Annotated in this window: 14 protein-coding genes; 7 read left to right on the top strand and 7 right to left on the bottom strand. The window is 62.8% G+C overall.

Annotated elements, in window-relative coordinates:
* Positions 1-2 precede the first annotated feature (2 nt).
* From ACO055_RS00650 to ACO055_RS00640, 3 genes are all read right to left on the bottom strand, one after another.
* Positions 3-1,172: a nucleotide sugar dehydrogenase gene (locus tag ACO055_RS00650; protein WP_422062504.1), complete on the bottom strand. Its 1,170-nt coding sequence runs from the start codon at positions 1,170-1,172 to the stop codon at positions 3-5.
* Positions 1,173-1,242: 70 nt separating this feature from the next.
* The gene (locus ACO055_RS00645; protein ID WP_422060690.1) at positions 1,243-2,703 is read right to left on the bottom strand and encodes a protein adenylyltransferase SelO; all 1,461 of its coding nucleotides are present in this window, start codon (positions 2,701-2,703) and stop codon (positions 1,243-1,245) included.
* Between the two features lie 77 nt (positions 2,704-2,780).
* Positions 2,781-3,917 carry an acyl-CoA dehydrogenase family protein gene (locus ACO055_RS00640; protein ID WP_422060689.1) on the bottom strand — a complete coding sequence of 379 codons (1,137 nt, stop codon included), beginning with the start codon at positions 3,915-3,917 and terminating at the stop codon, positions 2,781-2,783.
* A gap of 150 nt (positions 3,918-4,067) precedes the next feature.
* On the opposite strand from ACO055_RS00640, the gene ACO055_RS00635 reads away from it, so the two are divergent.
* Positions 4,068-4,790 (top strand): winged helix-turn-helix transcriptional regulator, encoded by a 723-nt coding sequence (locus ACO055_RS00635; protein WP_422060688.1) that lies wholly within the window; start codon positions 4,068-4,070, stop codon positions 4,788-4,790.
* Here the strand turns inward: ACO055_RS00635 and ACO055_RS00630 are convergent.
* Positions 4,768-7,320 carry a LuxR C-terminal-related transcriptional regulator gene (locus tag ACO055_RS00630; protein WP_422060687.1) on the bottom strand — a complete coding sequence of 851 codons (2,553 nt, stop codon included), beginning with the start codon at positions 7,318-7,320 and terminating at the stop codon, positions 4,768-4,770. The genes ACO055_RS00635 and ACO055_RS00630 overlap by 23 nt on opposite strands.
* A 245-nt stretch (positions 7,321-7,565) precedes the next feature.
* Between ACO055_RS00630 and ACO055_RS00625 the strand changes: the two genes are divergently transcribed.
* From ACO055_RS00625 to ACO055_RS00610, 4 genes are all read left to right on the top strand, one after another.
* On the top strand, positions 7,566-10,151 hold the full coding sequence (locus ACO055_RS00625; protein WP_422060686.1) for a TonB-dependent receptor: 2,586 nt from the start codon (positions 7,566-7,568) through the stop codon (positions 10,149-10,151).
* Between the two features lie 86 nt (positions 10,152-10,237).
* Positions 10,238-11,008 (top strand): glucose 1-dehydrogenase, encoded by a 771-nt coding sequence (locus ACO055_RS00620; RefSeq protein WP_422060685.1) that lies wholly within the window; start codon positions 10,238-10,240, stop codon positions 11,006-11,008.
* 31 nt (positions 11,009-11,039) lie between these two features.
* Entirely contained in the window at positions 11,040-12,161 is a 1,122-nt protein-coding gene (locus tag ACO055_RS00615; RefSeq protein WP_422060684.1) for a DUF5938 domain-containing protein, read from the top strand.
* On the top strand, positions 12,161-13,699 hold the full coding sequence (locus ACO055_RS00610) for an acyl-CoA synthetase (protein WP_422060683.1): 1,539 nt from the start codon (positions 12,161-12,163) through the stop codon (positions 13,697-13,699). The genes ACO055_RS00615 and ACO055_RS00610 overlap by 1 nt, the downstream gene beginning before the upstream one ends.
* A gap of 10 nt (positions 13,700-13,709) precedes the next feature.
* Here the strand turns inward: ACO055_RS00610 and ACO055_RS00605 are convergent, their stop codons facing one another.
* Both ACO055_RS00605 and ACO055_RS00600 read right to left on the bottom strand, forming a co-directional pair.
* A complete protein-coding gene (locus ACO055_RS00605; protein ID WP_422060682.1) occupies positions 13,710-14,324 on the bottom strand; it encodes an NADPH-dependent FMN reductase in 615 nt (204 codons plus the stop codon).
* 25 nt (positions 14,325-14,349) lie between these two features.
* Positions 14,350-15,114: a phytanoyl-CoA dioxygenase family protein gene (locus tag ACO055_RS00600; RefSeq protein WP_422060681.1), complete on the bottom strand. Its 765-nt coding sequence runs from the start codon at positions 15,112-15,114 to the stop codon at positions 14,350-14,352.
* 101 nt (positions 15,115-15,215) lie between these two features.
* On the opposite strand from ACO055_RS00600, the gene ACO055_RS00595 reads away from it, so the two are divergent.
* The gene (locus tag ACO055_RS00595; RefSeq protein WP_422060680.1) at positions 15,216-16,136 is read left to right on the top strand and encodes a LysR substrate-binding domain-containing protein; all 921 of its coding nucleotides are present in this window, start codon (positions 15,216-15,218) and stop codon (positions 16,134-16,136) included.
* 105 nt (positions 16,137-16,241) lie between these two features.
* On the opposite strand, the gene ACO055_RS00590 is transcribed toward ACO055_RS00595, so the two are convergent.
* Entirely contained in the window at positions 16,242-16,955 is a 714-nt protein-coding gene (locus ACO055_RS00590; protein WP_422060679.1) for a PEPxxWA-CTERM sorting domain-containing protein, read from the bottom strand.
* 712 nt (positions 16,956-17,667) lie between these two features.
* Between ACO055_RS00590 and ACO055_RS00585 the strand changes: the two genes are divergently transcribed.
* Positions 17,668-19,980 carry a TonB-dependent receptor gene (locus tag ACO055_RS00585; protein WP_422060678.1) on the top strand — a complete coding sequence of 771 codons (2,313 nt, stop codon included), beginning with the start codon at positions 17,668-17,670 and terminating at the stop codon, positions 19,978-19,980.
* Positions 19,981-20,179 lie beyond the last annotated feature (199 nt).

Genomic DNA, 20,179 nt, shown 5'->3' with positions numbered 1-20,179 from the left:
GCTCAACTGTCGGCGCCGAACAGGTCCCGGCTGTACACCTTGTCCGCCACGTCGTTGAGTTCGTCCGACATGCGATTGACGATAATCACGTCGGCTTCCGCCTTGAAGGCGGCGAGGTCGCGGACGACGCGCGAATTGAAAAGATAATCCTCTTCGATCAGCGGTTCATAGACGATGACTTCGATCCCCTTCGCCTTGACGCGCTTCATGATGCCCAGGATGCTGCTCGCGCGGAAATTGTCCGATCCCGCCTTCATCGCAAGCCGGTGAATGCCGACGACCCGCGGGCCGCGCTTGATAATCTCCGACGCGATGAAGTCTTTGCGCGTCGTATTGGACGACACGATCGCGGCGATCAGATTCTGCGGCACTTCCTTATAGTTTGCCAACATCTGCTTCGTGTCTTTCGGCAGGCAATAGCCCCCATAGCCAAACGAAGGATTATTATAGAAACTGCCGATCCGCGGATCGAGACACACCCCTTCGATCACCTGCCGCGAATCCACGCCGTGCGCGGCGGCGTAGGTGTCGAGTTCGTTGAAGAAGGCGACGCGCATCGCAAGATAGGTGTTCGCGAAGAGCTTGATCGCCTCGGCCTCGGTATTGCCTGTCTGCAGGACCGCCGCATCGGGTTTCAGCGACCCTTCGAGCAGGAGCCGTGCGAACTCGGCCGCTCGCGGGTGGGTGTTTCCGACGATGATCCGCGACGGATAGAGATTGTCGTGGAGCGCGCGCCCTTCACGCAGAAATTCGGGCGAAAAGACGATGGAATCAGACCCCGTCTCGGCGCGCATCCGTTCGGTAAAACCGACAGGAATCGTTGATTTGATGACGATCAGCGCCTGTGGCGCGAATTTCAGCGCGTCAGCGATCACCTTTTCGACGGTGGTCGTGTTGAAATAATTGCTTTCGGGATCATAGTCGGTCGGCGTGGCGACAATGACGAAATCGGCCCCCGCATAGGCGGCGTCACGGTCGGTCGTCGCCACGAGGTTAAGCGGCCTGTTCGCCAGATACTCCTCGATCTCGGGATCCGCGATCGGCGACGTTCTGGCGTTGATCTGCTCGACCTTGCGGGTATCGATGTCGAGCGCGACAACGTCGTTGCGCTGCGCCAGCAGGACGGCGTTCGAAATTCCAACATAGCCGGTACCGACGACGGTGATTTTGATTGCGGGCAAAGATTTATCCTCTGATCGTGCGGCGCGGTCCCTAGCAGGCAGGCCCGAGCGGCTCAACCGATCAGGTGCCGCAGAAAGTCTTATAGGGTCCGAATTCGATTGGCGCAGGCCCTGCAAACAACGCCCAGGCCGGTCGCGGCATATAGGGGTGCCGTACCACTTCCAGCAATTCGAGCCATGGCGCAAGATCACCCGCCTCGGCCGCGCCGAGCGCTGCTTCCACCAGATGGTTGCGCGGAATATAGACGGGGTTCACTGCATCCATCGCGTCGGCGATCTCGAGCGGGCCGAGCTCTTCGCGCTCGATATGCTCCCACCAATCGCCGATCCACGGGGCCATCGCGTCAGGCGCCGGCAGCAACCGTTCGAGCATAGACCCGTCGCCGCGCAGCAGCATGGCGAGAGCACGGAAAAAGGACGTGAAATCGACGCCATGCCCTTCAAGCGCGTCGAACAGATTGTCGATCAGCGTGGCGTCGTCGGCGATGTCCTTAAGTCCGAGTTTTCGGCGAATATGTGCGTGCCACGCCGTGCGGAAGCGCTCGGGAATTTCGTTGATGATATCTTTTGCCGCTTCGACGTCAGTGGGATCGACCGCGTGAATTGCGGGCAACAGCGCTTCGGCAAAGCGCGCCATGTTCCAGTGCAAGATCTGCGGCTGACGGCCATAGGCATAGCGCCCGTTCGCATCGATCGAACTGAACACCGTGTTCACAGAAAAGCGATCCATGAAAGCGCACGGTCCGTAGTCGATCGTCTCGCCGCTCACCGCGACATTGTCGGTATTCATCACGCCATGGACGAAGCCTACCCCCAACCACTGCGCGACGAGCTCGCATTGCAGGCCGATGACACGGTTGAGCAAGGCGAGATGCGGATTGTTCGTGTCGACAAGGTCAGGGAAATGGCGCCGGATGACATAGTCGGACAATTGCACGACATGGTCGGCGCCGAAATGCGCGGCAAAAAACTGGAAGGTGCCGACGCGGACGTGGCTGCTCGCGACGCGGGTCAGAACCGCTCCCGGATGCGCGTGTTCCCGCTGGACACGATCGCCGGTCGCAACGGCAGCGAGCGATCGGGTGGTGGGAACGCCAAGCGCCGCCATCGCCTCCGACATCAGATATTCGCGCAGCACCGGGCCGATCGCTGCCCTGCCGTCGCCATTGCGCGAAAAGGGTGTCGGCCCCGATCCCTTGAGCTGGATGTCAAAACGCGCGCCATCGGGTGCGACGACTTCGCCGAGCAGGAGCGCGCGGCCATCGCCAAGCTGCGGCGAGAAATGGCCGAACTGATGCCCGGCATAGGCGAGAGCAAGGGGGGTTGCCCCGCCGGGCATCTCCTCGCCCGAAAAGATGCGGGCGAGCTGTTCTTCGGTAGCGTCGCCAACAGCGATGCCGAGGCGCCCCGCGAGCGCGTGGTTGAAGATCAGCAGCTTCGGCGCCGAAGGCTTTGCAGCCTCGGCCGGGGCGTAAAAGCCCTCCATGCTGTCGTGGAAACTATTGTCGAACGCCCAATCCATGAGGCTCTATGTCGAGCGTTGGCGTCCTTTATGCAAGTGGCCGGGCTGCACTCCATGCAGCCCGGCCAGCTTGAGGCCTAGCCGTCGATGTCGAGACCAAGCGCGAGGCGGCCGCTCAGTTCCTTCTGCGCCGGTTCCTGCAACGGATGAAAGCGCGCGCCCTGGACATCGCGGAAAGCGCGCTCGATCGGCGAGCTTTTATAGAAGGCGCCGCCGCCAGCGGCTTCCATCGCCAGCTCGACCGTGCGGATCGCCGCGCGCCCCACAACCGTGCGACCGGTCATGACGCTGCTGGTCGTTGCGGGACCTGGCTGTGCCATCTCCGCCGCGGCGATCATCGCATCGAGCGCAGTTTCGGCCGTCCAGAAAACATTCTGCATCTCGCCCGCCAGCCCGATCAGGCTCGCGTTGGCCGGCCTCCGCTTTGCCGCATCCAGCGCCGCGTCGCGCGCCGCCTCAGCGACCCCGACGTAGGCCGAATAAATAAGCGGAAAGGCGATCATGCTGATGATGTGGAAGAGCGGATGCCATTTGCCTTGCGGCCGCCGTCCCGACACGGCCGCGTCAGCAAGGAACACGCCGTTCAATTCGACGTCGTTCGAACCCGTTCCGCGCATGCCCATCGCGTCCCAGGTGTCGAGGATCGTCACGCCCGCCGCCTTGAGCGACACGCCGAAGTGCAGGACCGTCGCCCCGGCCTCGGGGTCGTCATAGACTGCGCTCGTCATCAACAAGTCGCCTGCGGGCGAGCCACTGGAAAAGATCTTGCGCGCATCGATGCGAAAGCCGCCGTCCACCAGGGTCGCGGTTCCGGCACTCGCGAGCCAGTCCGAACCACCGCTCGACACGAGCACCAGATTTTCGGCCGCGACGCGGCGGAGCAGGCCATCGGTCGGCGCCTGCTGCTTTTCCCAACGCCACACCGCTGCCGCGACCAGATGGCAATGCATCGAGAACGCGAGCGCCGTCGAACCACACGCCTTGGCAAGGCGGCGGACGACGCCGCAGAGCGTTCGATAGTCGACGCCGTCGCCGCCGAGAGCGATGGGTACAGCGGCGCCGATCAGCCCGGCTTCGCGAAGCAGAGCGTAATTCTCGCCAACGAAGCTGCCGTCGCGATCGTGCGCTCCGGCCGTCTTGCCGATCTGCGCCGCGATCCTGTCGGCGACGTCATACCAATATTGAGGGGTCTTCTTTTCAGCTGCTACCAACATGTTCATCTCCATAAGTTCCCTTGCTGGTGACGGCCAATGGCGGCTTGGACAGGCGGGGCATAGTTCAGGAACTGAATCACCCCCGATACAGAAACTGAACTCGCCTTCCCTGCGACTCCTTTGATATAGGTTCGCCAAAGGGATTCTATCATGGCGAACACCAGCTATGGCCAATTCTGTCCGGTTGCGATGGCGGCGGAGGTACTCTGCACGCGCTGGACGATCGTTCTGGTGCGCGAGCTCGCCGCTGGATCGACGCGGTTCAATGACTTGCGCCGTGGCGTTCCCCGCATGTCACCGGCTCTTCTGTCGCAACGGCTCAAGGATCTGGAAAGCGCTGGCGTTGTCCACCGCACGCCGGTGGCGCTGGAATCGGGCGTGTTCGAATATCGGCTGACGCGCGCCGGACAGGAACTGGCACCGGTCGTCGAAGCATTCGGCGTCTGGGGAAAGCGATGGATCGACGGCGAATTGTCGCTCGAAAAGCTCGACGTGCAATTGCTCATGTGGGACATGCGCCGAGGCCTTATCCTTGACCCGATGCCCGACCGCAAAGCCGTCGTGCAGTTCCGCTACTCCGACCTGCCTGCCGACCGTCGATCCTGGTGGCTCGTCGTCGAACCGGGGATCGAGACGGAGCTTTGCTCGGTCGATCCGGGCGCCGACGTCAATCTCTACGCTTCGACCGATCTGCGCACGATGACGGCGATCTGGATGGGATATGACACCGTAACCGATGCGATCGCCGCCCGCCGCCTGATCCTGACCGGCGACGATGACCTTGCCGACAGCATCGAATCGTGGCTCGGCCTCAGCCCCTTTGCAAAAACTGAGCCCGTCCAAACCCCGCTCAGTGTATTTCAATCAGCTTGAGGCCCAACGTCGCAGCATTCGCGACCGCTTCTTCACGGCTCCCCGCCCGCAGCTTGCGCATCACATTCTTGAGATGCCATTTCACGGTCTCGGGCGCGAGTTGCAGCGACCGGGCGATCTCCTTGTTCGATTCCCCGGCATTGAGCGCGCTCAAAATCTCGATCTCGCGTTCGGTCAGGAAAGAAAAGGCTTCGCCTGGCGCCACACCGGGACCGCCCTCCAGCGCCGGATTGCGGCGCGACGGCTCGGCGAGCTTCAGCAGCGCCAGGAACGATCCCGACGAATAGGCTTCGCTGCAGAAATTCTGCACCGCGCGCACGCCGGTCACATCGAGCACATCAACAATCGTCCGCCGAAAACCGCTGCTGGCGGCGTGATTGAGGAAGCGAACGGTTTCGAGCTCAACCATTTTATCGCAGCGGCCGCTGAGCTGCGGCAAGATGTTGAACAGGGTCGCCGAAGCGCGAAGTTCGGCATCATCCGCCGCCGAGGCCAGCAGCAGGAGATGATCGGCGACCATCGTCAGGCGCGGGCGGTCGCCGCTTGCAATCGCTTCATAGGCCCGCATCTCGGCCAGCAAGGCGAAAGCACGGCCCTGGACCGACAATGGATCGCGGATCGCTGCTTCCTCGTCGCCGATCGCCAGAACGGCTTCGGGATCGATCGTCGGCGGCAACCGCAACCGCGCCCGCTCGACAACGCACATTGCCTTGAGCGGCGACCAGCCGCGTTCGAACGCCACCAGTTCGGCGCGATCGATCAGCGACGCGGCCTTTCCGGGCTCGTCGGTAACGACCGCGACGCGGATCGCGACCAGATAGGCATGAATCTGCGCGTCCTGAAAAGGGCTGGCGTCCAGCAACGGCAAGGCACGCTGTGCCAAGGTTGCCGCGGCCGTAAAGTCGTCGCGTTCGTAGCAACAGCGCGCCAATGCGGCGTCGATAAGCGCTGCGGCCAGGCCGTTCGCCGATGCAGGGCGCCCGTCGCGCAAGACGCGCTCCGCCTCGGTCAATTGCCCCTGCGCACGTGCAAGCGAGGCGCGCGTGCAGGTAGCCAAAGCAAGCGGCAGGCCGAACGGCTGTTTTGCGCCGCGAAGCAGCAGCGGGCGCACGACCTCGTGCACCAGGCCGAAAAGGCCACGCTTTAGTGCGCCCTGCGCCAGCACGGCACGCACCATCGCGGCCGCCAGATCGGACACGCCGTCGGGAGCGGCGAGTATCTGGTCGCAGGTCTCGACCACATCCGCCATCGCATCGTCGAGATAGGCGCGACGAACAAGATCGATCGCTCGCGCCTCGTTCGCATCGCCGCTGGTATCGAGCGCAACAATCGCCGCAGCCGTCTTGTCGCTGGCGGTGAGCATCAACACCCATGCGCGCGCGCGGAGCAGCGCTGGCACATCGGTTGACGGCAAGGCGTCCAGCCAGGCCGCGAGTTGGCGAAGATCGCCGCGTTCGATCATCGGCATCGCGACTTTGGCAATCAGCGTAGCAGCCCGGTCAAAATCCTCGCCCGCCAGTGCTTGCTCGGCGGCATCGGCGATCATGTCCAGCGACGCAAGATAGCGCGCCGCGGCGCGATGAAGCTGTTCCGGCGCTTCCGGCTCCTCTACCGCTAGCCGCCGCTGAAGGATGGCGCGAAAGGCGGGGTGCAGCCGGTGCCATCCGGGCTGTTGAGCAACGGGTTCAATGAAGATGCCCTTCGCCGTGAGCGCACCAATCCGTGCGTCGGCATCCTTGTCGCCGCTAAGCAATCGCCCAAGCTCGGCATTGAATCGCGACACTGAGGCGAGACGCTGCAAGAATATCCGCTCTTCGACCGAGAGAGCGGCGATCATCGGCGCAAGATAAGCGTCAAGCTGATCGATCAGCGCATCCAGGCATACCGACCGCGCCGAAAGGCGCAGCCCCGCCGGCCAGCCCTCGAGAAGCTGAAAGACGCGCGTTTTATCATTTCCAGCGAAGCGAGCCGCCTCTTCATCTGCAATCGCCAGTTCCTTCGCGCCAACACGCATCATCATGCCGCGGCCTTCGATATCGCCAAGAGCAACGCGAACGCGCGTACGGCCCGCAAGGACCAGCCGCAGCTGTGCAGGTGGATGGCGCAAAAGGCGGTCGATGAGATCGATGCCCGATGCGGACAGGCGATCAGCGTCGTCGAGAACGAGGAGGAACGGCATGTCATCGGCGTCGATTTGCGCGGCAATCCTGGCTACTTGCGTTCGGACGTCGGACCCGGGCATGGCGGCATCGGCCTCACCGCGCCGCGCGCTGCGGACCGTCTCGGCCAACTGGTCCGCGAAGTCCGCCTTCTCGTCGTCCTCGTCAACCGACAGCCATGCCGCATGCCAACCCGACGCGCGCGCCTCGGCAAACAGCGCTGCGCTCCAGGCGGTCTTGCCGTAGCCAACAGGAGCGCAGACGAGCGCAAGCTCGTGACTGGCGAGCTGGGCGAGACAGCCGGATGGATCGAGCCCGACCAGATCGGGCGGAAAACGCGGAGGCGCAAATTTCGGGGGCACCGCGGGCATGCCATGTCTGGGGACAGCCCGCAAATGCGGCCGCGCGTCGATCCTCGATCCCGATTGGACGGTCATTCCCTGCCCTCCATTTGATATGCCAGAGGCTAGAGCCTTGCGGTTGCCGCGGCAAGCGGCGTCATCCTACCCCCCCATCGCTCCCCCCGCCGCTCGGTCTGTCGCGACAGCTCCGCGCACCATAGCCTCTCTTTTACCGAAGGCCCCGCAAAGAACGGGCCAGCCGTGGGAGAGAAAGCATGACCAACCGAGCTTTTCTGGCAACCTGCCTGTCCACCACCATGCTGATGGGATGGCCAGGCGCTGCCTTGGCGCAGGACGCGGCTCCGGCCGAAGAGGCGACGAGCGGCGGCATTGCCGAAATCGTCGTCACCGCTCAGAAGCGCGCGCAGAATCTGCAGGACGTCCCGGTGGCGGTGTCGGCACTCGCAGGCGAAGAGCTGGAATCGCGCGGAATCAGCGAAACCTCGGACTTGCAGGGCTTTGTCCCCAGCCTTCAGATCACCACGCCTTATGGCCGCACGCAGCCGAACTTCTCGCTGCGCGGCGTATCGGTTGCCAATGAGTTTTCGGCCTCGACCGCGTCGCCGGTCGGCGTCTATGTCGACGAGGTCTATCAAAGCTTCCGCGCCAGCCACGGCCAGCAGCTTTATGATCTGGAGCGCGTCGAGGTGCTGCGTGGGCCGCAAGGCACGCTCTATGGCCGCAACACCACCGGCGGCGCGATCAGCTTCTTCAGCAACAAGCCCCAGCTCGGCGCGAGCACTGGCACGATCACCCTCGGCTATGGCAATTACGACACCAAAACCGCCGAAGGCGCAATCGAAGCGACGCTGATCCCCGACAAGTTGGGTATCCGCTTCGCCGGCACCTTCGCGAAGGGCGACGGCTGGCAATATAATCCGGTGCAGGATCGCCATGTCGGTACGACCAATACCGTCGCGGGCCGCGTATCGCTCCGCTGGAAGCCGTCGGATACCGTCGATATCAACCTGAAAGGCTATTTCGCGCGCGACAATCCGCTCGCGCCGAACCCCTATGCCCTTGGACAGCTTGCAGGCGACCGCGATGTCCTCGGCTATTCGCGCTTCGATCCGGCACAGAACGGTGGCGCGCCGCTTGGCAAGAACGAGGTCGCTGCCGACACCGGCGGGCGCTATTTCACCTCATCGAACGGCTTCGCGCTCAACGTCGCGGTCGACCTCAGCGACACCATCTCGATGACATCGATCACCGGGTATGACACCGGCAAATATCGCAACTCACCCTTCGACTGCGATGGGTCGCCGAACAGCGTCTGTGCGCTCCGCTACAATTCGGTCAGCAAGAATTTCAACCAGGATTTGCGCTTCAACTACAAAGGCGACCGGCTCAACCTCGTCGCCGGACTCTATTATGGCGTCGACAAGATCGATACGCGCAACGAGATCGATTTCTTCGGCGTGCTGAAACCGATCCTGCAAGGCGCGGGCGTACCCAACAGCTTCTTCAACGCCCCGGTGTCGGCGCCGCAAGCAGCGGCATTCGTGCCTGCGTTCGCGGTCAATCCGGCGCTCGACCCCACCAACCCCGCCAATTGCTCGGCGGTACCGACGGGCAACCCCAACGGCTTTCTCGACGCGCGCTCGCTGATCGCGCTGCTAACCGATATCCAGGTGAATAATTCGGGTGGCGGCGGCTTCGGCGGGGCCATTTCGGCAGCGTGTCGCGCGGCAGGTGCGCCGCCCTTCGGGCCGATCAGCGGCGAACAAAGCTATACGATCAAGCGCCCGTCGGCCGCGATCTATTTCGACGGCAGCTATGACATTACCGATGCGCTGACATTGAGCGTCGGCCTGCGTTACACGATGGACAAGGTCAAATATCTGAACGGCCGCACGGTGCTGTACGACCTAGGCGGAACGATCCGCGCCAGCACCATTCCTTACACCTTCCCCTACAATGCCAGCGCACCGGCCCTCGAGCAGAAGGAAAAGGCGAACCGCCTGACCGGCCGCGTCAACCTCAGCTATGACTTCGCCGACGATATGATGGGTTATCTCAACTACAGCCGCGGTTATCGCAGCGGAAGCTTCAACGGCCTTGCGTATCAGGGCACCAATCAGGTCTATTATATCCAGCCCGAGCAGATCAACGCCTATGAAGGCGGGCTGAAGATGCGCTTCTTCGACCGCCGCGTGCAGCTCAATCTCGCTGGCTTCTACTATGACTATAAAAACCACCAGGTGACGCAAGTCATCGGCGCGACGACCTTTACGCGCAGTGCGAATGGTCGTCTGTACGGCGGCGAGGCCGAGCTGACGATCCAGGCCGCCGACAGCCTGCGCCTCGATGCGTCGATGAGCCTGCTGCGCAGCAAGTATAAGGGCAATGTGCTGGACCCGACCGATCCGTCGAGCCCGACGCGCAACGTCAACGGCAATCCCTTCCCCAACGCGCCGCGGACGACTTTCTCGGCCGGGTTCGACTGGGACGTCATCGACAGCGGCGACAACAAGCTGACGCTGCGCGGGGATGCGGCTTACACGGGGAAATATTATTTCGACCCGTTCGGCGATTATGGCCAGAACCCGTGCGATCGTCCCGGCGTCCCCGGCAACATCCGCCCCGCCGGTCCCGCGATCACCTGTGGCAATCCAGGCTATTGGCTGGTCAACAGCCGCCTCACCTTCGAGCATGGAAATTATGCCGCAAGCCTGTGGGTCAAGAATCTGACCAACAAATTCTACTATAGCTATGGGCTCAACATCGACATTTTCGGGCTCGACTATCTGAACCGCGGCACGCCGCGCACCTATGGCGTCGAAGTGACAGCCAAGTTCTGATCACTTGCGCCAAGGGGATCGGCGGGCGCCCCCCTCCCTAGCCCGCCGTCCCCGATTTGTTGCAGACCCAATTCGAGGAGCATCCCATGATGCGTTTCACCGGAAAAAGCGTCCTGATCACCGGCGCGGCGCGGGGTATCGGTCTCGCCGCCGCCCAGGAATTTGCCCGCGAAGGCGCGTCGGTGACGATCACCGATATCGACCTGGACGAAGCGGAAAGCGCCGCTGCGGCGATCCGCGCCGAGGGGCTGAAAGCCGAGGCCCGCCGTCAGGATGTTGCGGATGAGGCCGAGTGGGATGCGCTGATCGCCGACATCGTAGCGCGCGAAGGCAAGCTCGACATTCTCGTCAACAATGCCGGCATGGGCTTTCTGAAATCGGTCGTCGATACCAGCCTGACCGAATGGCAGCGGCTGATGGCGGTCAATCTGGAGAGCGTCTTCCTCGGCGTCCGCGCCGGCATCGAGGCCATGAAGGCAAAGGGCGGCGTTATCGTCAATGTCGCCTCGATCGCTGCGAACGTCGCTGAACCCCTGTTCCCCGCCTATAATGCGAGCAAAGCGGGGGTCGCGATGCTCACCAAAGCGGTGGCAGTCGACTGCGCGCGCAAAGGCTGGCCCGTGCGGATCAACTCGCTCCACCCCGGCTATTGCGAGACCAAGCTGGTCGCAGATGCGGTCGGCAGTCTCGGCGACGCCGCTGCCGATTTTGCGACGGCGACGGTCGGCGCAATCCCGTTCGGCCGAATGGCGACGACGCGCGAGATCGCGCGTCCGCTGCTTTTCCTTGCCAGCGACGACGCGGCGTACATGTGCGGCAGCGAGTTGATCGTCGACGGCGGTTACACCGCGGTCTGATCCGAAATCCCTCAAAACAGGACGACATATCATGAGCAAGAAACCCGTCATCGTCTATGGCGCCTCGGGCTATACGGGCCGCCTCGTCTGCGAGTATCTGCGCGAACTGGGCATTCCGTTCATCGCCGCTGGCCGCGACAAGAAGCGCGTCCAGGACGTGATGGACAAGGTTCCCGGCATCGAGACCGCCGATTATGAAGTCGTCGAGGTCGAGCATAATGTCGCGGCGCTGACCAAGCTGTTCAAGGGCGCCCAGGTCGTGTGCAACATGGTCGGCCCGTTCATCAAATATGGCCCCGAAGCCGTCGAGGCGTGCCTCGCCGCGGGTGTCCATTATCTCGACACCACCGGCGAACAGGACTGGATGCTGCTCGCGCAGGAAAAATGGGGCGAGGCTTTCGCGAAGAAGGGCCTGTTGCTGTCTCCCTGCGTGGCGCAGATGTACACGACGGGCGAGATCGCCGCGAACATCGCGCTCGAGACGATGCCCGGGCTCGATACGCTCGATATGCTGGTGCTGTGGAGAGGTTTCCCGACATACGCGTCGGTCCAGACGATCTTCACGATCCTGAAGGCCGACTGGTATTATCTCGAGAACAATCAGTATGTCCAATGGCCGACGCTGACCGCGACCGAATGTCAGGTTCCCGGCCAACACGCCACCGCGCTGACCTTGCCGTGGGGCGGGACTTCGCACCCGATCTGGTTCAAGCAGGATCCGCGCGTTTCGACCGTGAAAGTCTATGGCGGGGTTTTCGCACGCGAGGTCATGGACAACGTCGTCAACATGACCAAGATGATCGACACCGATATCAAGCCCTTGCCGTTCAAGGAGCAGGAAGCGGCGCTCGCAAAAATGGCGGAATCGGTTCAGGGCGACATGCCGCCGCGCGAAAATCCGCGGCTCAATACCAGCATCGATTCGGTCTATGCCTCGGGCCCGCTCGGCCGCGCGCATGTGCTGATCCACGGCAATTGCAATTATAAGCAGACGGGATTGATGCAGGCGTGGGCGGCGATGAACCTGCTTCAGCAACCCCCACGCCGGGTCGGGTTCGCATCGGCATGCCAGGCGTTCGGCCATCACGAAATCCTGGGCACATTGCGCCAGTTCGGGCTGGTATTGAAACCGATCGTCACGGTTGACGACTGATGCGGCTGGTCGACTGGCTCGACAAGGGAGCGTCGCTCGGCGCCGACGCGCCGTGCCTGACGATGGACGGCAGCAGCCTGTCCTATGCCGAGGTGCAGGCGCTGACGCACCGCGTGGCGCGCGGCCTCGACGCATCGGGGATTACGCCCGGCAAGCATGTCGCGATATTGTCGGGGAATGATCCCGTTGCCTTCGCGTGCGTCTTCGCCATTTCGCGCGCCGCAGCGGTCTGGTGCCCGATCAATCCGCGCAACGAGGCTGCCGAGAATGCGTATGTCCTCGACAATTTCGACTGCGCGGCGCTGTTCTTCCACAGCAAATTCGCCGAACTGGTCGATGCGCTGCGCCAGCAACTCCCCAAGCTCGAGCTGATTGTCTGCCTCGACGGCGAACAGCCGTTCGCGCCGTCGCTCGACCAGTGGCTTGCGGACGTACCCGACACCCCGTTTCAGGCAGCGCCCGTCAGCGACCTGGCGATGATCCCCGGGACCGGAGGCACGACGGGCCATCCCAAGGGGGTGATGCTGACCAACCGCAACCTCGAGGCGATGACTGCGCTTACGCTGATGGGTTATCCGTTCGAAGGGCGGCCAGTCTATCTCGCGATGGCGCCGCTGACCCACGCCGCCGGGGTGCTCGCCTTTCCGATCATGGCGCATGGCGGCGAGATCGTGATCATGCCCTATCCCGACATCGGCGAATTTCTGGCGCTCGCCTCGCACCACCGCGCGACGCACACCTTTCTGCCGCCGACGCTGATCTATATGCTGATCGACCACCCTGCGCTCGCGGCGACAGACTTATCGGCCATGCAATGTTTCTGGTACGGCGCCGCGCCCATATCGCCGACGCGGCTCGAAGAGGCGATCGAGAAACTCGGCCCCGTGATGGCCCAGCTGTTCGGCCAGACCGAGGCGCCGATGATGATCTCGATGATGGCGCCCAAGGATCATTTCAATCCCGACGGATCGGTGGCGCGCCAGCGCTTGTCGTCGGCAGGCCGACCAGGCCCGCTCGTCCAGGTCGCGATCCTCGGCACCGACGGCAAGGACATGCCGCAAGGCGAGCGCGGCGAGATCGTCGTCCGCGGATCGCTCGTCATGGACGGCTATTACAAAAACCCGGCGGCAACCGCCGAGGCAACAGCAAACGGCTGGCATCGCACCGGCGACATCGGGTATCTCGACGCCGACAATTTCCTGTTCATCGTCGATCGCGCCAAGGACATGATCATCACCGGCGGCTTCAACGTCTATTCGGCCGAAGTCGAGGCGGCGCTGCTGGGTCATCCGGCCGTACAGGATGGCGCGGTTTTCGGATTGCCCGACGATAAATGGGGCGAACGCGTCTGCGCCGTCGTTCAGCTACGTGCGGGGCAAAGGGCCGCTCCGGAAGACATTATCGCGCACGTCAAAGCGGCGATCGGCAGCGTCAACGCGCCAAAGGAGCTTGAGATCTGGGACGACTTGCCGCGTTCCAAAGTCGGCAAGGTGCTGAAAAAGGATATCCGCGCGCAGAAACTCGCCGCGCCGGGCTAAGGCGGCAACCCTAGGCCATTTCGGCGTCGCGCGCGGGCGCATAGCCAGCCTTCATCCGCGCGAACATCAGCACTTGCTGCGTCATGATATCTATCTGCATCGCGATGCCTTGATCGGTGAGCAGTCCGTCGGGGTCGAAAAGCGGCTGGCTGCTGTTCGCGGTGACAGCCATCGGCGTCGGCCAGCCGCGCAGCGCGTGCGTGATCGAGCGTAAAGTCGCGAGCGTACTTCCCGCCGCCTGCCATCCACCAGCGACGGCGACGAGACCCACGGCGCGGCCGTCGAAATAAGGCTGTGCGTCGGCGGCGAGGTCCTGCGCATAATCGAGCGCATTCTTGACCACGCCCGACACCGTGCCGTGATAGGCTGGCGAGGCGACGATGATTCCGTCGGCTTCGCGTAGCGCCGCGATCAGCGCCTCCGCCTTCGCGCAGCGATCATTGTGGTGCGGGGCATAGAGCGGCAGATCGATCGCATCGCCCGCAAACAGCATCGTTTCGGCCCCCGCGGCAGAGCAGCGCGCGAGCGCATGGCGCAGCAGGCGTTCGGCCGAACCGCCTGCCGTGGCGTTGCCGCCGAGCGCGACGATGCGCGGACGGCGCGCGGAAACGGGACGATCGATCATGACTCTTTCCCCTTGATTGCCTGCCTCAGTTGAAGGTCACCTGGCTGCCGCCGCGCAGAAAAGCGATGGCATTGCGGCGCAAGTGGTTGGTGCCGGGATTGAGGATCGGTTCGGGCGAATATTGCGCGAGATAGACGCGGCGCATCTTCGGGGTCGAATTCGATCCGGTCGCATGGAGCGCGAGGCTGGAGAAAGCGACGACACTGCCCGCTGGAACCTCGAGCGTGACGCCTTCGCTGTCGCCGGTATAGCCGACCAGGTCGTTGCTGCCCGGCTGGCGGATGTGCGGGACAATGCCTTCGCGTGTTTCGGGCGCCTGCGAGAAGGGCATGATGCGCACCGTGCCGTTTGCGATCGTGGTGTCGTCGAGCGTGCACCAGCAAGTGAGATACGGCTTGTGATCGACGGGGCCGCCGTTGCCTACGACATAGCCCGAATCCTGGTGCCAGCTGAACGGCATGCCTTCGCTGGCGCCCTTCACGACATATTGGTCATAGAAGAAATAGGCGTCGTCGCCGAGCGTTGCGCGGCAGATTTCGGCCATCGTCTCACTGAACAGCATGTTGCGCAGGTCAGGCTGCTGGCGCTGGCATTCACCGGCGAAATAGCGCTTTCCCTTGTGGCTGATGCCGTCGACTTCGACGCCCAGGCCATCAAGACGCGCGTCTTCGCGTTCGATGACGCGGCCGCATTCCTCGCGCAGCAGGTCGAGCAGCGGGCCTTCGAGGATTCGTTCGAATACTGCATAGCCTTCGGTCGCGAACTGTTCGCGTTGGGCCGTATAATCCATCTTCACTCTCCCGGATGTTTCTTAACGTGCATCGTAGCGTAACCTCGGCCATCGCATCCAATCGAATTGCATCGCACGGTCATACGTCTATACTATGGCTCATGCGAATGAGACAGGTCGAGGCGTTCCGCGCCGTCATGATGAGCGGGGGAATTACCGCCGCTGCATCGATGCTCAACATCAGCCAGCCGTCGGTGAGCCGGTTGATCGCCGACATGGAGCGCGCGGTCGGGTTCCGGCTGTTCGACCGGCGCGGCGCACGGGTTCATCCCACCGCGCAGGCGCAGGCGCTGTATGAAGCGGTAAGACGAAGCTATGCGGGGCTCGACCTGCTCGACCAGGCCGCACGGCGCATTCGCGCGCATCCGGTGGGAACGGTACGGATCGCAGCGCTGGCGGCGATCGCGATGGCGATATTGCCCGCGGTGATCGCGCGCTTTCGTATCCTGTATCCCGACATCAAGATCACGGTGGAATCGCTCGGCCAGCGCGCGATCGAGGAGCGCGTGTTCCTGGGACAGGCGGATCTTGGGATCGGAGTCGATGCGCAAGGGCGCGAGGGCATAAGGTCGACGCTGCTCGCGCGCGCCGAATATGTGTGCATCCTGCCCGCAAACCACCCGCTTGCGACGCGGCCCCACCTGGCGGTCGGAGACCTCGCGGGTGAAGAGTTCATCGGGCCGATGCACGAGGCCGACGCGCTGTGGAATGGCATCGATGCAGCGCTGGAGACGTCGGGCATCCCGGTGTCGCGGCGGCTGGAGACCCAGCATTCGCAGATCTTATACGCGTTCGTCGAGGCTGGGCTTGGCGTGTCGATCGCCGAGCCGTTCAGCGCGCCGCTGTTCCACCGGCTGGGCGTCGCGATCCGGCCGATCGCCCCGCCCGTCTATCTGGATTTTGCGTTGCTGGAGCCCGACATCGGCCCGACGCCCGAGATTGTCGCGTGGCTGAATGCCGACGTGGCGCGCGAAACCGAAGCGTGCCTCGCGCATGTGAATCGGGTGGTTTCTTCGCGGTAGGTCGCGCTGAAGCCTGATGTCCGTTTTTGCAGTGGAAGGCGGAGACCGCCCGACAACAAAACGCCGCCGACCTTGCGGTCGGCGGCGCCAGGTTGGGGGTCGCGTTCAGGCGGGGGAGAACGTGAGCTTCCGTTTGCGCTTGGCCGAGCGCATCGCTCCACCGACAGCGCCAAATCCCACCAGCATCATCGCCCAGGTAGCCGGTTCCGGGACCGCAGAAATGGTCGCCGAAAAGGTCAAATCCTGCGATCCGTTGACGACCTGAGCAAAAGTCAGCTCGTCGAGATTGGCGCCCAGAGCCCGCCCGGTGATCGCCCTGCCCAAATTCGGGTTGGCATTCGAGACTGCACAGGCGCCACCACCAAACGGGTTGCAGGACGACACGTTCGCCTGGCCCGTGCCGTTTGTGTAGTAGGTGCTGAGGAAGGCGACATAGTTCTTGCCCGCGGTCAGATTGACGCCCGTCGGATTGAAATCGAACAGGCCCGACGTGCCGGCGACGGCGTTGCTGCGCCAGATCTCTGCGCCCGGGTTGAATGTCGTGGCGAGCGGGCCGTCCAAAGCATAGAGTATGGCTTGCACCGACGTCAGCGTTGACCCGCCGAGGAGCGTGAACTGAAGGTTGGTCAGGCTGCCGGTCGTTGAAGCAGCAAAGCTCTCCCCGATGAAGACGGTCTGGCAGCCGCCGCCCTGATACGGCCAGCCACAAAGCGGTCCAACGCTCGACCCGCTGTTCGGATTGCTGACGACTTCGGCGGCGTGCGCCGAGCCGGCCCCGAAAGTCATGACGGCAGCGGCTACGAGAAAAAGCTTCTTCATACAGAACGACTCCTTGGACGACGTTGAAAAGGGCTCTCAAAAAAGCCGGTCGCTTCCTGAGTTCTCCAATCCCTGGTAAATGCTATCGGGAGAGGCGCGCGTTGCTTTCCCCGGTGCGCCGCCCATGTCGCACGCGTTGATGTCGCTTCGGTGACGGTTAACGAATGTTTACCTTGGGTGCCCAGCCGCGGCGCGGCTTTCGGCCGGCCGGGCGTTGGCGAGCCGATGTTGCGCGACCTCGCTCTGTACCCCGGCCTTCGCCGGGGAACACATCAACATCGTGCGCAATGGGTCGTTGTCAGGGTTCCGCTCGGACCAGCAAGCTGAGGCCGAAGCGGGGTAAAAAGCGATCGTCTCCTCCTTCGTCACCCCGGACCCTTCGACAGGCTCAGGACAGGCTTGATCCGGGGTCCATGGCTGCCGTGGCGCTCATCGATCCCGGATCAAGTCCGGGATGACGACGATGGAGCGGGGTGACGATGATAGAGAATGGCCGCTACCGGCCGAAACTCGCGGGCCGTTCAGGTCATAGCATTTGGACATAACTGCCCGACATTTCTCGATTGGACTGCAATGATTTTGACGCGCATTCCTAGGCTGTCTGATTGACCATATTGTCAATTGAATAAGTTGATATTAGGGGGTGTCGCCACGCCTCCTACTCGACACCTGAGCGGACGCAGATCCGCTGTGGCTATTGGGGAGGAATGAAGTGATCAAATCGACGTTCAAACTGGCTCTTCTCGTATCGACGGCGATCGCCGTCGCGGCGCTGGCTGTGCCGGCGATGGCGCAGGAAGCCGACACCGACGCGCCCTTCGCGTCGACCGACATCATCGTCACCGCGCAAAAGCGCGAACAGAATCTGCAGGACGTGCCGGTCGCGATCTCGGTCGTATCGGGCGACCAGCTCGAACGGTCGAACATCAATTCGGCCGAGCAATTGTTCCAGCGCGTCCCCACGCTGACCTTCCGCAAGGGCAACACCAACAAGGATTCGGCCCTGTCGATCCGCGGCGTCGGTACGATCAGCTTTTCGGCAGGCGTCGAACCATCGGTATCGACCGTCATTGACGGCGTCGTCTATGCGCGTACCGGCCAGCAGACGTCGGACTTCCTCGACGTCCAGCGCATCGAAGTGCTGCGTGGGCCGCAGGGCAGCCTGTTCGGCAAGAATGCCAGCGCCGGCGTGATCAACATCATCAGCCGCGAGCCCGGCAACGAGCTGGGCGGCTATCTCGACGCCGCCTGGTACGAGGGCAATGAATATCGCATTCGCGGCAGCATCGGCGGCCCGCTCAGCGACAGCGTCCGCGCGTCGGTCACGGGTTTCTGGTCGCAATATGACGGCAATGGCCGCAACGTGTTCAACAACCACAAGGTCAATGGGTATGAGCATTGGGGCGTCCGCGGCAAGCTGATCGCAGAGCCGAGCGACGCACTCAAAATCACGCTGATCGCCGATTATTCGAAGGGCAGCGACAATGGCTTTGCCGACAGCATCGGCACCGTCTTTTCCTCGGCGTTCAACAATGCCGTGTTCATTCCGTCGCTCGCGCCGCTGACGCTCGACGGCAAGAACAAGGATATCGACAACGACCTCGACCCGTACACGAAGGACAAGAACAGCGGCGTGTCGGGCCAGATCGACCTCGACCTGGGCGCCGCGACGCTGACCTCGATTACCGCCTATCGCCACTGGTATAATTTCCAGCAACGCGACGGCGATTTCCGGTCGGATTCGCCGAAATATGTCAACACGGGCACGGCGGCGGGCGACGTCCGCTCGCACGATCGTGGCGACCTGACCTTTGACCAATTCACTCAGGAACTGCGCATCGCGTCTTCAAATCCGCAATTTTTCGAATATGTTGCGGGCCTTTATTACTATCACACGAAGGAAGTCGATTTCTTCAACCGCACGGTGACGAGCTGTACGGCATCGACGTTGCCGACCGTCGGCGGGTTGACGCCGTGCGCCGCGGGGTCGTCGACCTATCTGACCAACGAAGGCAACGCCGACTTCACGACGAAGCTGACCAGCTATTCGGCCTTTGGCCAGGCAACGCTGAATTTCACCGATGCGTTTCGCGGAATCATCGGCCTGCGCCATACCAACGACAAGGTCGAATATGACTTCGCGCGCCGGTCGACCTCGTTGGCCGCCTTTTCCGGCGTCAATCCGGCGTTTGCGTCGGCGGGATCGATCAAGGACAGTGGCTGGTCGGGCAATGCCGGACTGCAATTTGATGTGACCGACGATGTGATCGCCTATGCAACCTACACCCGCGGGTACAAGGGCCCGGCGCTCAACATCTTCTTCAACATGCTGGCGCGCGACACCGGCCGCATTGATCCCGAAAAGTCGAACGCCTATGAAGCGGGCCTGAAAATGCGGTTGTTCGATCGCCGCCTGACGCTGAACCTTGCGACATTCTATGCGAAGTACGACAATTATCAGGCGAACTTCCTCGACATCGTCGCAGGCCAGGTGGTTACTCGCCTGACCAACGCCGGTTCGGTGTCGACCCGCGGTATCGAGATGGACTTCAACGCCGCCGTCACCGACGATTTCTCGCTGTCGGGCGGCTTCAACTATACCGATGCCCATATCAACACGTTCATCTGTCCGCCGGGCGCCGCGGTCACCTGCGCCGCCGCAATCAACGGCAAGCCGCTGCCCTTCGCTCCGAAATACAAGGGCACGGTGACGATGGACTGGCGCCTGCCGCTCAATGTCGATGGCTTCAACGTCGATCTGAACAGTTCGCTGGTCTATCAGAGCAAGACCAATTTCGACATCAACCAGAACCCCAATGCGTTCCAGAGCGCCTATGCGGTCTGGGATGCCGGGGTCCGGTTCAGCACGTCGGACGACAAATACAGCCTGTCGTTCATCGTCAAGAACCTGACCGACAAGCAGTTCGTGACGCAGCGTATTCCGAACGGAACCTCGTTCATGCGCCAGATCACGCCGCGCGATGCCGAACGCTATTTCGGTGTGACCGGGCGGGTGAATTTCTAACCCCCCCTGCCCCCGCCGCGGGTCGCTATCCAGGGCGGCGGGGGTCTCTATCCTCCCTGTGGTCCAGCCGCGGGGAAACGCCTGCCCGCCGGGCTGACGAACGAGCGAAGACGCGACGTCGCGGCCGCTCCACCCCTCGCTCTGCGAGCGGTCCCCCTCCCCTTGGCTTCGCCACAGGGAGGATCGTATGAGTGCGTCG

The sequence above is a fragment of the Sphingopyxis sp. genome, from assembly GCF_965227415.1.
Taxonomy (GTDB): Bacteria; Pseudomonadota; Alphaproteobacteria; order Sphingomonadales; family Sphingomonadaceae; genus Sphingopyxis.
The sequence above is the reverse complement of the archived record's forward strand: the minus strand, read 5'-3'. Positions and strand labels throughout refer to the sequence as shown.